Annotated in this window: 11 protein-coding genes and 1 pseudogene; 9 read left to right on the top strand and 3 right to left on the bottom strand. The window is 40.7% G+C overall.

The features are described from left to right. The 6 genes and pseudogenes from QNK26_RS18825 to QNK26_RS10915 form a co-directional block, all read left to right on the top strand. Positions 1-143: pseudogene (locus QNK26_RS18825) on the top strand (acyltransferase); the annotation flags it as partial. Next, complete coding sequence (locus QNK26_RS10935) at positions 140-1,339, top strand: glycosyltransferase (RefSeq protein WP_319222889.1); 1,200 nt, start codon at positions 140-142, stop codon at positions 1,337-1,339. The pseudogene QNK26_RS18825 and the gene QNK26_RS10935, both read left to right, overlap by 4 nt. A 30-nt stretch (positions 1,340-1,369) precedes the next feature. Then, on the top strand, positions 1,370-1,849 hold the full coding sequence (locus tag QNK26_RS10930; protein ID WP_319222888.1) for a hypothetical protein: 480 nt from the start codon (positions 1,370-1,372) through the stop codon (positions 1,847-1,849). A gap of 2 nt (positions 1,850-1,851) precedes the next feature. Continuing rightward, positions 1,852-3,300: a GumC family protein gene (locus QNK26_RS10925; protein WP_319222887.1), complete on the top strand. Its 1,449-nt coding sequence runs from the start codon at positions 1,852-1,854 to the stop codon at positions 3,298-3,300. A gap of 4 nt (positions 3,301-3,304) precedes the next feature. Continuing rightward, positions 3,305-4,366: a glycosyltransferase gene (locus QNK26_RS10920; RefSeq protein WP_319222885.1), complete on the top strand. Its 1,062-nt coding sequence runs from the start codon at positions 3,305-3,307 to the stop codon at positions 4,364-4,366. Between the two features lie 2 nt (positions 4,367-4,368). Continuing rightward, positions 4,369-6,225, top strand: coding sequence for a sugar transferase (locus QNK26_RS10915; RefSeq protein ID WP_319222884.1), 1,857 nt, complete (start codon positions 4,369-4,371; stop codon positions 6,223-6,225). Positions 6,226-6,249: 24 nt separating this feature from the next. Here the strand turns inward: QNK26_RS10915 and QNK26_RS10910 are convergent, their stop codons facing one another. The 3 genes from QNK26_RS10910 to QNK26_RS10900 are packed head-to-tail and all read right to left on the bottom strand — an operon-like array spanning position 6,250 to position 11,703. Then, positions 6,250-7,599, bottom strand: a complete 1,350-nt coding sequence (locus tag QNK26_RS10910) for a CsiV family protein (RefSeq protein WP_319222882.1) — start codon at positions 7,597-7,599, stop codon at positions 6,250-6,252. Next, entirely contained in the window at positions 7,596-11,072 is a 3,477-nt protein-coding gene (gene mfd / locus QNK26_RS10905; protein WP_319222880.1) for a transcription-repair coupling factor, read from the bottom strand. The genes QNK26_RS10910 and mfd overlap by 4 nt, the downstream gene beginning before the upstream one ends. Positions 11,073-11,094: 22 nt before the next feature. Next, complete coding sequence (locus tag QNK26_RS10900; RefSeq protein ID WP_319222879.1) at positions 11,095-11,703, bottom strand: hypothetical protein; 609 nt, start codon at positions 11,701-11,703, stop codon at positions 11,095-11,097. 218 nt (positions 11,704-11,921) lie between these two features. Between QNK26_RS10900 and QNK26_RS10895 the strand changes: the two genes are divergently transcribed. From QNK26_RS10895 to lolE, 3 genes are read left to right on the top strand one after another with little or no spacing between them, the layout of a single operon-like run. After that, on the top strand, positions 11,922-13,148 hold the full coding sequence (locus tag QNK26_RS10895; protein ID WP_319222878.1) for a lipoprotein-releasing ABC transporter permease subunit: 1,227 nt from the start codon (positions 11,922-11,924) through the stop codon (positions 13,146-13,148). Next, positions 13,141-13,860, top strand: coding sequence for a lipoprotein-releasing ABC transporter ATP-binding protein LolD (gene lolD, locus QNK26_RS10890; protein WP_319222877.1), 720 nt, complete (start codon positions 13,141-13,143; stop codon positions 13,858-13,860). The genes QNK26_RS10895 and lolD overlap by 8 nt, the downstream gene beginning before the upstream one ends. Continuing rightward, a complete protein-coding gene (gene lolE, locus QNK26_RS10885; RefSeq protein WP_319222876.1) occupies positions 13,860-15,107 on the top strand; it encodes a lipoprotein-releasing ABC transporter permease subunit LolE in 1,248 nt (415 codons plus the stop codon). The genes lolD and lolE overlap by 1 nt, the downstream gene beginning before the upstream one ends. Positions 15,108-15,140 lie beyond the last annotated feature (33 nt).

Here is a 15,140-nt window from a genome sequence, read left to right as displayed (position 1 = left end):
GGCTAGCGACGGGGGTGAGCGTCATGGCTGGTGTTACTATCGGCGAAGGTACCATTGTTGCTGCGGGTAGTATTGTGACTCATGACTTACCTGCCGGTGTGCTTGCTGCTGGCATTCCAGCTAAGGTGATAAAATCGTTATGAAAAATTGGCAGTGGATTGTATTTGGCGAAGATTGGGGCCGCCACCCGAGCAGTACCCAACATTTAATGAAATGTATGATAAATCAACATCAAGTGTTTTGGGTTAATTCTATTGGTTTAAGGCGGCCAAGGCTGAGTGATGGTAAGCGTATCCTCGAGAAGTTGAAACAGCTAAAAACGGCCACAAATAATGATTTTAATCAGGACCTGACTCAGTTGGTGGCGGAGGCTCGGCCTCTAGGTATCCTTGCTCCCGTTGCGATTCCTTACCCAGGTAGTGATATTGCTTATGTGATTAATCGCTTGTTACTTACTTATCAAACACGCGCATTACTTGCTAAGCATAAATTCAAAGACGAAGAACCAATAATCGAAACACCTAGAATATTGTGGTTATCATTACCTACGGCTCGATGCGTGATCGGTGCTTTAGAAGAAGATATGGTTGTTTATTATGCGGGTGATGACTTTAGCGCATTGCAAGGTGTTGATCATAAGCAAGTGAGTATTGAAGAAAAAAAATTGGTTGAACATGCCGATATTATCTTTGCTGCAAGTGAAAATGTTGCTCGTCAATTCCCACAGGATAAAACGTATTTATTACCACATGGTGTTGATTTAAATCACTTCTCTAAATGTTGTGAGCGTCCTGATAACTATCCTGAATCTGGCCTGATTGTTGGTTATTATGGCAGTATCAGCTGTTGGTTAGATTTCGAGTTAATTACGTTTCTTGCTCAATCTAGACCTGACGTAACGTTTTTATTCATTGGTAGAATTGAGATAACAGAGTGTGAACTTTTCAAATATAAGAACATTATTCATTTACCTGACATGCCTCACGAGCAGTTAATTCAATACGCTGCTAATTGGCAAGTATCACTTATCCCATTCGTTGATAATGAGCAGATACGTGCGTGTAACCCGTTAAAATTGAGGGAGTATCTTGCTATTGGACACCCTATTCTAAGCACGCGATATCCAGCGGTGATACCGTTTCTGGATTGTATCTATGTTGCTGATAATAAATACCAAATGCTCGAGCAATTAAATTTAGCGCTTGTTTTACCCAGTAAGGCTTTAGAGCAATTAAAAGCAAGATCTCGAAAGGCGGTTGAAGCGGCAACTTGGCAAGCCCGTTGCGATCTTGTTACGACGTTACTGGCTGAAAAATTGGCCATTAAGAATAGTATGTAGTATCAATAACAAGTGTGTAGGGATAATAATATGAAAGGATTTATTCACTATAAACGTACTCAGGTGCAGCTCCTGTTCATTGCACTAATGTTGTTACATGGATGTGCAACAGCACCAGAGGATATCTCAGTTCAAATGTCCGGAATGGCACTTATGGCGCCGCTTGATAAACCGGTAGTCGAACCTCGAAAGTTAAACTTTGTTTTTGAATATAAGCAAGTGGTGTTGAATAAGAGTCAGCGCAATCGATTACTTTACCTTTATGATTGGCAGCATGGCGCCATCATTAGTTATGGTAAAGCGAAAGCAGAGAATGATTACTCTGCATTATCTATTGGTCATCAACGTGTACAAGCTGTTGTACAGTCGCTAACAAAAAACCAACAAATTATGCAAATTAACTTTGATCCGCGCCTGCCACTTGATTCCGTACTTATCGAAGAAAAGTTAATAAAAACAGGGTCAACGACAAATAAAGCCATCGGTTTGCTCGAAAGTGCTAGGTTGTAAATATGGGTAGCATCATATGGGGGAATATCTATCTATTCATCGAAATAGTATGGCGTCGCCGTTATTATCTTGCTATTTCTATCCTACTCGCGCTTTTTTTTGCAACGTTAATGAGTGTCTTAACGCCAAAAAGATACAATGCACATACCTCGATATTGGTTCAAGAAAGCGCGTTACTCAATCCTTTTCTAGAAGATCTTTCTGTATCTTTTAACCTTGAATATCGTATGGTCGCTTTACGAGTCTTGGTAAACAGTCGGCATATCTTAACGACCGTTGCAGAACAAAATTTACTCATCGATGAAAATAGTAATTACCGCGAAAAAGATCTGATGGTTGAGCGACTTTCAGATGCGCTCACGTTAACTTTGTCGGGGACTGATCTGGTTGTGATCTCGCTAACTTGGGATGACCCGAAGGAAATCGAATCCATTTTGAGCTCTGTCAGTCGCTTGTTCATTGATAGTTTGATGGCGCCAAGTCGAGCATCGATTATTTCATCTGAAAAATTTCTACTTACTCAATTACAGCTAAGGCGTGAAAAATTGGTCGATGCCGAGGAGAAAATGGCTGATTTTCGTCGTCAACATCTTGGGGTACTACCCGAACTTTTTATTCAAAATAATCAAACACTATTTTCGATTTACAGCGAGATTCGGAATAAGGATATCGAATTATCGGGTGCATATGGTCAGCTCAAGAGCTTGAAGCTTAAGCTCGCTCAGACAAACCCTGTCATTGGTGTTGTTGAAGAGCAAATTGTCGCAGCAGAAGCAAAGCTTTCATTATTAAAAGCGAGCTATACCCGTAATCATTCAAAAGTTCAATCTGTCGAATTACAGTTGAATAATTTAAGAAATGAGCAGCAAAAATTACTCAGTAAAAATGTGGCATTAACGGATCAGCAACTAAAGCAATTGTGGAATTTAGCATCTGTTGTTGATAGCAGCGATAGTGAAGGGAAAGTACCGTCATTGTTATTGTCACAATTGGAGAATCTGCAATCATCCCAATCACGTGTTGTGCAATTAGAAAATGAAATTGCGATGCTGCGTCAACAAGCAAAGAGTTTAACTAATAATGTAGCGATGGAGGCCGATGTAGCAAAGGAGCTTAGTGCACTACAGCGTGATTTGACTGTTAATACTAAGCTATATCACGATTTGTTGAATCGCCATGAGATGGCTAAAGTGACTGGCGAGTTAGGCCGACATGAAGAAGCTGAAAAAATCAAAGTGATTGATAGGCCTTTTACACCTGGCTATCCGGTCAACTTATCTTTATTAGTATATGTGTTCGCTGGTTTTTTTGTTGGAATTGGTATTGGTATTGGCCTAATTTTGATCGTTGAATCACTGGATGACACGTTGTGGCACATAAAAAGAATTAATTCGTTCGATGGGGTAGAAATTGTGGCACGTTTACCCTCGATTGGTTATGAAAAGGAATAACAAGATGAAAATTATAGTGGAAATAATTCAGCATCTAAAACCTGGTGGTATAGAAAAACTCGTAATCGATATAATGCGCTTACAAGAAGAGGGGACCGATGTATATATCATTGCTCTGGAAGGGGATAAGCAAACAAGTTTAGATCTTTGGCCAGCACTAAAGCTATATCAAGAAAAACTTATATTCTTGGATAAACCACCTGGGTTCAAACTCTCAATAGTAAGGCATCTACGCAAAGTACTAAAACGCTTGCATGCAGACGTAATCCATACTCATCATATTGGCCCATTATTATATGGGGGGATGGCAAACTTAAAATTGTCGAGTATGCAGCACATCCATACCGAACATGATGCGTGGCATTTACTTGATAATAAGCAATTAAACATGACCAAGTTAATGCTTAGGCTTAATCGTATAATCTTAGTTGCAGATGCAGCGACTGTTGGAATGCAACTTTCACGTGTATTGGGTCGGGATGTAAAACCGGTAACAATTTTGAATGGTATTGATACCGAAAAATTTACCCCAAGCTTAACTCATCGACCCTATGAGTCTACATTGCGGTCATTTAAGGTAGGCTGTGCTGCACGGTTAGTACCAGAAAAGTCACTTGATGTTTTGATTAAATCGATTGCAGATATTCCTAATGTCGAACTGCTTATTGCAGGCGACGGTCCGGAAAAACAAAAGTTAGCCAGTTTAGTGCGAGAATTAGAGCTATCGACTAAAGTTAATTTTATTGGTTATACAGATGATATGGTTAGCTTTTATCATCAATTGGACTTATTCGTATTAACCTCTTCGAATGAGGGGTTACCGCTATCAATTCTAGAAGCGCAAGCTTGTAATGTGCCCGTTGTCTGTAGCGATGTAGGTGCAGTACATGAAGGTGTATGTAAGCAAACTGGACTTTTAGTCAAACGAAATACGGTTAGTGAATTTCACGCCGCAATTAAATCACAGATGAAACGTGGTTCTAAGTACCATCCACGTGATTTTATTACTAAAAGCTTTGATATCAGAAAGATGATTAAAGCTTACAATCAATTAATTAAGGGGTAGCTATGGATTGGCTTCTGTTTGGTTCCATCGTATCAGTTAACTTATTTATCTATCACCACTGGGTCTACCCTAAATTTTTACAGCGCTATGCAAAATACCGAGATGTAGATGACAAGATTGATACATTTGAATCACGTAATTACGTATCCAATGATGTTGATAGTGCGTTGCCTAATATCACCATTGTGATGCCCATTTATAACGAAGAGAAGCATTTAGGCGCTAAACTTAGCAATTTATTGATGCTGGATTACCCAGCAGATAAGCTTAAAGTGGTGCTGGGTTTTGATGGTTGCACGGATAATTCAGTGGCGGTTGCAAGAGAATATTTAGAACAATATCAATTACACGGTATAAGTCTTGAATTGGATGTAGCTGAAGATAATCACGGTAAGGTACATGTGATTAACAAATTATTGATGCGGCATAAGTCTACATCGGATATTTTAGTACTAAGTGATGTTAGTGCTTTGATTTCTATTGACGCTATGCAGATATTTGCACATCGTATGGCGGAAGAGGGGGTCGGTGTTGTTACTGGAGATTACCAGTTGTATGAGCATGGTTCTAAGGGGGAGGCACACTATTGGAACTATCAACGTAATATTCGTAAGGCTGAAAGTATCACGGGTTCTATCATCGGTCCTCCGGGTGCTTTATACGCAATAAAAGCAGCATTGTTTGAAGAGATACCGGTCGACACTATTAATGACGATTTTGTTTTCCCTATGTTACTAGTGAGTCGTGGTTACCGGGCTGTATTAGATGAACGAATTTCGATTATCGAGATGGAAGCAACAAACACTGCGGATGACTTTTCGCGTAGAACCAGAATTGGTGCTGGTAATGTACAGCAAGTATTAAGGTTACGCGGTTTGTTTTCGTCTCAAAACGGTTTGACTAGCTTTAATTTCTTCAGTGGTAAATTTTTACGTACATTAATGCCATTTAATCTATTAGCTTTATTTGTATTTACTTATTTTTTAACCAATAGCGATTCAGCTGTTATCGCTAATGCAGCTTGGTTTCTATGGCTGGGACAATGCTGCCTCTATGGTGGTTCGGCATTGGGTTTATTGTTTGATGCGGCGCCTGTTAAGCAGCCTTGGGCATCATTGTATTATATTGCAGTTGGCTACATGGCTAGCTTTTATGGTGCTATTCGTTATATTTTCGGTTTAGATCGTGGTACCTGGATTAAAATTAGTTCAGCCCATCCCACTGTAGCTGATTTTCAGAAACAAAGTGTCGTAATTCCTAAACGTTTCAGCGATATCCTCATTTCGATTGTAGCACTGTTGATTATCACGCCATTTGTTCCTCTGGTTGCACTTGCTATTAAGTTGAACTCTAAAGGACCTGTATTTTACCGTCAGTTGCGAGTGGGTGAAATTAAAAATGAATATGTTGAAGTATTTATGTTAATTAAGTTTAGAACGATGGGGGTTGAATCTGAATCGAAATCAGGTCCAGTTTGGGCTCAAAAACAGGACACGAGAGTAACCTCTGTCGGACGTTTTTTACGCAAGACAAGAATTGATGAATTACCTCAACTAATTAATGTATTGCTAGGGGATATGGCGATTGTTGGACCAAGACCTGAGCGTCCCGTATTTTGTGGTAGGTTAGAAGAGAAAATACCTTATTATTTAGAGCGCACACGTGGTGTTAGACCTGGTATTACTGGGCTAGCACAAGTTTCGCAAGGTGCCGATACTTGTCTAGAAGATGTTAAAAATAAACTGTATTGGGATCATGCATATGCTTTAAGCCTAACCAACTTTACTAGCTGGCTTAAAGCAGATGCCACGATCATATTAAGAACCTTTTTAACCATGGTAACGTTCAAAGGTAATTAGTTTTCTGTCATTACTGAGCGATTTCTATAGTTGCTCTTCTGTCGTTGGCGGCTCATATTTTCGTATTTGAATGAGCATGCCAAACATAGGGTGATCAAGGTAATGAATCTCACCACTACGAATCACACGAAGCTGTTGCATTGGATAGCTATTTAAGAACGGAACTGTTTTATCTTGAGGTTTGGTAATACCAGCTTCAAGATTACTAACGGAACTATCATCGCCATCATTGGTCGCAATAACGTCTTCAATAATGACATCGTCACCAGTTACTTCGCTACTCACTTCAGCAGTTGTTAATGCTACTTCGTTATTATTCGCTGCTTTCGGCTCTAAATGGATCCCCAGTAGTGCTAATAGGTCAATATTTTCAGTATTCGGAGCGAGGTCTGATTGGTTCGATTCAGCAGCATTAATTTGCTTCGCAGAGATGGTTTTGGTTCCTTCTTTACGTACAAACAAGTTTGTTTTCGCATAGAGGTAATGCTCGAGATAAATGGTTAACTCACCATCAATTTTCCAAACGGGTGGGGTTGGCTCAGCAGGCGATACTGGTACTGTTTCATTGCTTGCTTGTGCGCTGTTTACATGTGTTACCGTACTATCATCGATGGTGGTAACATTATCTAAATCAATCACATTTGATTCATCGGCATTATTACTAACGTTACCAGTTAAATCATTTGAGACTGGTGCTGCAATGATAGGTGAACCAACGGGAATCATCTTTTGGGCAACCGCATCGCCATTCATTTTATATTGCTGTTGATAATTTTGCCCCGCAAACAAGCGTATAGGTATTGCTTCGTTACGGTCTTTTGGCTGCATACGCCACGCTGAATGCAAAACGACATTATAATTAGCGTGATCGTTTAATGCTTTAAATTGCTTTGTAAGTTGCAATTCATTTGCGGGCACGATTTGCAGCGCTGGATCTTTAAGCTTATCTTTTAAGTTCGCGCCATCAATGACAACATTTGTCGCACTAATTATGTCTGCGTTTGTATCTGTATTTTGTAAAACTTGCTCATCTCGATCAGAACCAAACACTGGTAGCGAGTTGCTATCATCAATAAGTGTTGGCTGTAATTCGCCTGTCGCCAACGTTATATCGGCTTGACCATCGATATCAGCGCTACCATTTGGGGTGATTAAATTATCTTTGTTAATAAATAATGCCATTGGGTCCTTATTCTTTTTTGAATAAGTTGGATACAAAGATTGATCCCAATGTTCTATTACTCTAGCGGGGTTGATGTTACGTTCGAATAAAATCACTTCGACTTCAAACCAACGTTCTTCATCTGCTGCGCTTACAGCAAATGAACTACCAACAGATAAACCTACTAATAAACTGACTAACGATTTTTTCAACGTTTAACTCCTGCAATCTTATTTTTTGCAAATTCAACTAGCATTGCTTCTACTAAATTAACACGATCTTTTGCATCCGGTGATTTGATTGCAAACTTTAACTTTGATGCTCCATCCATGCTATATACACGAGGCTGCTGCTGGATAAGACGGATAAGATATCCTACATCAACCTGATTATCTTCACCAAAGCTAATATATCCACCAGCGGGACCTATTTCAAGTCGTTTAATACCTAAAGGCTCTGCTTGCAGTTTTAACTCGGTTTGACGTATCAAGTTTTTAGCATTGTCAGGCAATAAACCAAAACGATCAATCAGTTCTACTTGTACCTCGCGCAATTGTAGCTCGTCTTGGCAACTTGCGATGCGTTTATACAGTGATAAACGGGTATTCACGTCATGAATATAATCATCGGGTAATAATGCTGGGACACGAAGTTCAATTTCGGTTTGGTTTTTGAGTGCTTCTTCAAGCGATATTGATTTACCGTCTTTGATGCTTTTCACTGCTTGGTCGAGCATTTCCATATACAGCGAGAAGCCAACGGATGATATTTGACCACTTTGTTCATCACCGAGTAATTCGCCCGCGCCACGGATCTCGAGATCGTGTGTTGCTAACGTGAAACCAGCACCGAGATCTTCGAGTGAGGCTATTGCTTCAAGACGTTTTTTAGCGTCAGTGGTGATGCGTTTTGGATGCGGTGTGAGTAAGTAGGCATACGCCTGATGATGCGAACGACCAACCCGCCCACGTAATTGATGGAGCTGCGCTAAACCAAGGTTATCCGCACGATCCATAATGATTGTATTAGCACTGGGAATGTCGATACCCGTTTCAATAATGGTTGTACAGACTAATACATTAAAACGTTGGTGGTAGAAATTTGACATTACGGATTCTAGTTCACGTTCTGCCATTTGCCCATGGGCGCTAACAACTCGCGCTTCAGGAACGAGTTGCGCAAGTGCTTCGGCAGTTTTATCGATTGAATCGACATTATTATGTAAAAAGTAAACTTGGCCGCCACGCATGACTTCACGCATGATAGCTTCTTTCACGATATTGTCATCATATTGGCGCACAAAGGTTTTAACAGCTAGGCGTTTAGCGGGGGGCGTTGCAATGATAGATAAATCACGCATGCCATTCATTGCCATATTCAATGTTCGTGGAATTGGTGTTGCTGTGAGCGTTAAAATATCAATGTCAGCACGTAGCGCTTTGACTTTTTCTTTTTGACGGACACCAAAGCGATGCTCTTCATCAATAATAAGTAAACCAAGATCGCTAAATTCAATTTTATTGCTAAGTAATTTGTGTGTACCAATCAGTAAATCAACTTTACCGGCTTTGACATCTTCTAAAATAAGCTTTTGTTCTTTGGCTGTTTTAAACCGAGAGATAACTTCAACGCGCACTGGCCAGTTAGCAAAACGGTCTTTGAAGTTCTCAAAATGCTGTTGAGCAAGTAAGGTCGTAGGTACCAACACGGCGACTTGTTTATCGTTCATCATAGACATGAAGGCGGCGCGCATTGCTACTTCTGTTTTACCAAAGCCTACGTCACCACAAACCAAACGGTCCATGGTTTTGTCTTGGCGCATATCGTCCATAACGGCTTGGATCGCAGTTTTCTGATCATAGGTTTCTTCATAAGGGAAACCATCAGCAAAAGCAGCGTACGATTCTTTATCGCATTTATATTGGAAGCCACTTTTAGCAGCACGCTGTGCGTAGATATCCAATAATTCTGCAGCAACGTCACGAACCCGCTCCATTGCTTTGCTTTTGGATTTCTCCCAGCTATCACTACCAAGTTTATGTAAAGGTGCTGATGCTTCACCCGCTCCGCTATACCGGCTGATCAAGTGTAGAGCGGACACTGGAACATAAAGTTTCGCGGCATTGGCGTATTCAAGGGTTAAAAACTCTGTGGCCATGCCTGCATTTTCGATGATTTGTAGGCCTAAGTAGCGACCTACACCATGCTCAATATGCACTACCGGTTGACCAATACTTAACTCTGTTAGGTTTCTAACCAGCGCATCGTTATTAGCTTGAGTTTTCTTGTCTGTACGGCGGCGCTGGATAATCTTGTGGCCGAGTAGTTCATTTTCACAAATGATAGCGACATTGAGATCGTCAATAATGAAACTGTTTTCACACTGACTAACCCAAATACCAACCGCTGGTTTCGCTTTCAGGAATTTAACAATACTGGTGATCGTTTTTGGTTTTAACTTGGTTTTTTCAAGTAACTCCAACAATGTTTCACGACGACCCTCTGATTCCACACTAAAAATTATCTTGCCATCAAAGCCTTCGATGAATTCGAGCAATGGAGCAAGTGGGGCTTTCTTCTGATGGTTAAGTGATATTTCAGGTAAGGTGCTAAAGTTTAGGTTAGTATTACCTAGTTTTTCACTTAGTACTTTATGGCTTAAGTTTACTTTACTGTACTGGCCAAGCGCTTGGAAGAGTTCTTCAACAGGTAAGTAAAGTGCACGTGGTGCAAGTAGTGGACGTTGGATATCATGGCGACGATCTTCGTAGCGGTTTTCAACATCTTGGAAAAACACTTGTGACGCGTGATGTAGTTCACCGATTTGGGCTATGGTTAATTGCTTTGGTAAATAATCAAATAACGTTGCGGTTTCGGTTAAAAATAGTGGGTGATAATACTCAATACCAGTAGGTAAGAAACCTTGACTTACTTGCTGATAAACCGATTCAGCTTCACGAGAAGGGGTGAATAATGCTCTAAATTGCTGACGGAATAACTCAATCGCTTTATCGTCGGTTGGAAACTCGTGCGCAGGTAACAGATTAATTGCTTCAAACGTTCCCTCTGATCGTTGGGTCTCGGTATTAAAACCGCGGATCTCTTCGACTTCATCATCAAAGAAGTCAATTCGAAACGGTGATACGCTGCCCATTGGGTACAAATCGAGAATCGAACCACGTGCCGAAAACTCACCATGCTCCAATACTTGGTCTACAGCGTTATAACCACTAGTCTCAAGACGTTGGCGCATGGCATGCATGTCAATTTTGTCACCAGTTTTGACAATTAAGCTGTGTTGATCCAAAAAGCTAACCGGTGCGATACGTTGCATTAAGGTATTTACTGATACAATAATCAGGCCGCTGGTGGTTTGTTGAAAGCGGTGCAGGGCATGAATACGTTGCGAGATAATATCCTGGTGCGGCGAGAAATTATCGTACGGTAGCGTTTCCCAATCAGGGAAGGTAATTAGCGGTTTGTCATCGGCTAAAAAGTGACGTACTTCTTGTTCAAGCTTTAGTGCACTTGGGGTGTCTGCAACAACCGCAAGGATAGGAGACTTAGTTTGTGAACACAGCTCTGCTAGTGTGAATGCAAGGCTACTGCCAACAAGGTTACCATAGGCGATCTTGTCGCCTTGTTTTTTTGGTAACGGTAAAGAAAGAATTGCTGTTGATTTCATAGTTTCAGTAATCTAATCGTAATTATTGAGGATTGTGTTGTTGATCATCATTTTGCAGATCGTTTTCCTGGCGTTGCTCGGCACGTAGCTTAAGTTGTAATTGCTGAATACGTAATGTCGCACGAATCAATATTTCTCGGTCGATATCACGGATACGTGTATAAGTAGCGGTATATTCAATAAGTGTATTATCACTTTCTTGTGCTTCACGTTTGGTAATAGTGCCGTAGCAATATATTGCCGATGAATCGTTGGGTAAAAATATTTTAATACGTACGGCTTGTGCTAACGCGAAATCACCACGAGCAAGGAATTTGACTTCACCTGCGCCAAATAGAGTTGTATTAAAACGTGATTCAGGGTGGTCTTGCTGTGCTAAAACATAGCCCATAATCAAGTTTATTTTGTTATTTTGCATCTGCAAGAAGTCAGCAAGTGCTTTAGCCTGATCACCAATGTTACGAATTGAACGCAAGGCATTGCTATCAATTTCGGCGACATCATTAGCCATTTTAAATGGGATTGGCATTTCGTTATCGAGTGCCAATCTAGACGTCGGAACTTGATCAATAGAAACTGGTTCAATATTGACAGATAAACTGTGCTGGATAGAAAAATATTGTTGAGTCACTTGCAGTCATCCTTTTCTAGATTGCTAGCCTGCTATTGTGGCATATTTATTGGTATTTATCTTATTTAGTTTATTGCGTTGCTCTTTTAAGGCGCTGTTTTAAACCAGAATAACTAATCGGTCACAAGTTGGTGTGAAGACATGATTTTGCTTGCTCATTAGTGGTCATGTCTCTAGAATGAATGCTAGTTTTTAGCAAGGTCTTCTTAATTATATTTATGTATTACCCTCTAAGTTTATTTATCGGTTTGCGTTATACACGCTCTAAGCGCAATAACCGATTCGTCTCATTTATTACCCTATTCTCGACAGCCGGCATTACCATAGGTGTGTTGGCGTTGATTACTGTTTTATCGGTGATGAATGGTTTTGAGCAAGATCTTAAAACCCGCATACTCGGCGCGGTTCCACATGTGATTGTCACCCCTAAAGCAGCGACCACAGATGTAGATAAAAGCTTATTAGCAATGGCTAACGATCCTTTAGTTGCCGCTGTTACGCCATTCTTACAAGCTGATGCTATGGTGCAAAGTAAAAGCCAGATCCAAGGTGCGCAGCTACAGGGTATTGACCCTGCATCCTATCCGCAATGGGATGTTATTCGTGAAAATATGCTCATTGGTGATATATCGCTACTGCAACCGGGTAAATACAACATCATTATTGGGCGTAGCATGGCAAAATCATTAAATGCTAAGCTAGGCGATAAAATTCGGCTTATTTCAACTAAAGGTAGTGTCTTTACGCCGATGGGACGAGTGCCGAGCCAACGTAAATTTACCGTAGTTGGGATTTATTCTGTAGGTTCTGATGTTGAAGCGACACAGGTATTAGTGAATATTACTGATGCGGGTAAGTTGGTTCGCTTATCATCCTCAAGTCCGGTTCAGCATCGCGTGTTTGTACATGATCCGTTTTCAGTTAATGAATTAGCAAGTCGTGATTTTTTCCGTGATTTTGATTCGGTGGACTGGCAGACCGCGCGTGGCGAATTGTTCCAAGCGGTAAAAATGGAAAAAAACATGATTGGTTTATTACTGTTCTTAATTATTACCGTTGCGGTGTTTAACATTTTGTCTTCATTGGTGATGCTGGTAACTGAGAAAGAAACCGATGTTGCTATCATGAAAACCTTAGGTATGAATCGACCGACAATTGTGCAAATCTTTATTATTCAGGGTGCTTGGACTGGGGTGTTAGGCGCCATCGCAGGTGGCATTGTAGGCATTGCATTAGCGGCGAATCTGAATGAATTTATGTCACTTATCGGTCTTAATCTTTTAGCGCAAGCATCTGGTGGTGCTCGTTTATTACCTGTCTTATTTGATTGGTCGCAGATCGCGGCAATTATTTTCGGTGCGATTGCATTAAGTCTACTCGCAACACTTTATCCTGCATTTAGAGCGGCAAATGTGAAACCTGCCGAGGCCTTACGTTATGAATAATTCTTTATTAGTTTGCAATAATCTCGAAAAAATTTATCAAGAGGGTAATCTTGATACGCACGTATTAAAACAAGTGTCATTGACAGTCGAGAAAGGTGAGCTGATTGCGATTGTTGGCCGTTCTGGCTCTGGCAAGAGTACCTTATTGCATTTAATGGGTGCATTAGATACACCGACTTCTGGTTCTGTACAGCTTAACGGTGTCGATATTCACAGCATGTCAGAGAAACAACAAGCAACGATGCGCAACCAGAACATGGGGTTTGTGTATCAATTTCATCACCTCCTTAATGAATTTACAGCGTTAGAAAATGTGTGTATGCCATTGTTAATTGGGGGCATGAAAGTGACGTTGGCGAAGCAAAAAGCCTTGGCCATGCTAGAACGAGTCGGGCTATCTCACCGTGTTGAGCATAAACCCAGCGAACTCTCTGGTGGTGAACGTCAACGTGTTGCGATTGCTCGTGCATTAATCAATGAACCAAACCTTGTCTTGGCAGATGAACCAACGGGTAATTTAGATCAAAGCAGCGCGGAAACGATTTTTAACTTGATTAAAGAACTTAACGAAACGTGTGATACAGCCTTTATTATCGTTACTCATGATGAGCAATTGGCTAATCGACTTGGTCGTACTTTGCATATGGCTGATGGGGTATTGGTAAATGATGGCGATAAACAACAGGTCAGTACTGCTGTGGAGGACTTGTAATGTTTCGTCCGTTAGCTGCTTATATCGGATTAAGGTATACATCCTCTAAACGTCGTAATGGTTTTATTGCGTTTATATCGGCATCATCCACTGTTGGTATTGCATTAGGCGTGATGGTTCTGATTATTGGTTTATCGGCTATGAATGGTTTTGAGCATGAGCTCAAGAATCGCATTTTAGCTGTGGTGCCAAATGGCGAGCTTGAAGGCGTGAATAAACCTTTTAATGATTGGCAAAGTGCGCAGGCCAAATTGCTTGCACACCCTGAAGTGGTTGGTGCTGCGCCGTTCATCAAGCTCAACGGCTTATTACAAAAAGGTAATGAGTTAAAGGCCGTGCAACTTCGAGCTGTTGATAGTGCGGCTGAGAAACAAGTCTCAGAAGTATATCGCTATGTAGCTGAAGGAGGTTGGGATAGCTTAGCTGATCCGGTTAATAATAGAAAGGTTGTGATTGGACGAGGTATTGCTAAACAATTAAGTTTAACCTTGGGTGATACTGTGACGGTACTCTTATCACAACAATCTGGGCAATCTTTTAAAGCGCCACGTCGTTTTAGCTTTACAGTGTCTGGTATTATTCATTTAAGTGGTCAATTGGACAACAATCTTGCTTATGTGCCTTTGAGCGCAGCCCAAGATATTCAAGACAAAGCGTTTAAAGCGGATGGTTTAAGCATTAAGGTCTCGGATATTTTTGCGGCCAATCGCATTGTGCGCGAAGCGGGCAATAAGCTAGAACACTACTTGTATATCCGCAGTTGGATGACCAGTCAAGGTTTTTTATATCAAGATATTCAGATGGTTAAAAGTTTGATGTACGTGATCCTGATATTGGTTATTGCGGTAGCTTGTTTCAATATCGTCACAACACTAGTGATGGCGGTGAATGATAAACGTGCCGACATTGCTATTTTGAAAACCATGGGAGCATCAAATGGACTATTACGTTTGATTTTCATCGTACATGGCGGTATCAACGGTATTCTTGGTGTTGCTTCAGGTACGATACTCGGTATTTTAATATCAGAAAATCTAACTGTCATTATCAAGTTTATTGAAGGCTTGATAGGCCATGAGTTTTTATCGGGTGATATTTACTTTATTGACTTCTTGCCGTCTCAGTTAGCGATGAATGATGTGCTAGTGGTTGGTGGTGTAGCTATGCTAATGAGTGTGGTCGCAACTATATACCCTGCGAATAAAGCGTGTTCAGTACAACCAGCGCTTGAATTAGGCAATAAATGATACCGGGATAAGTCATTCGACATAATGCGTTAT

Source organism: Moritella sp. (assembly GCF_033791185.1).
Lineage (GTDB): Bacteria > Pseudomonadota > Gammaproteobacteria > Enterobacterales > Moritellaceae > Moritella.
The sequence above is the reverse complement of the archived record's forward strand: the minus strand, read 5'-3'. Positions and strand labels throughout refer to the sequence as shown.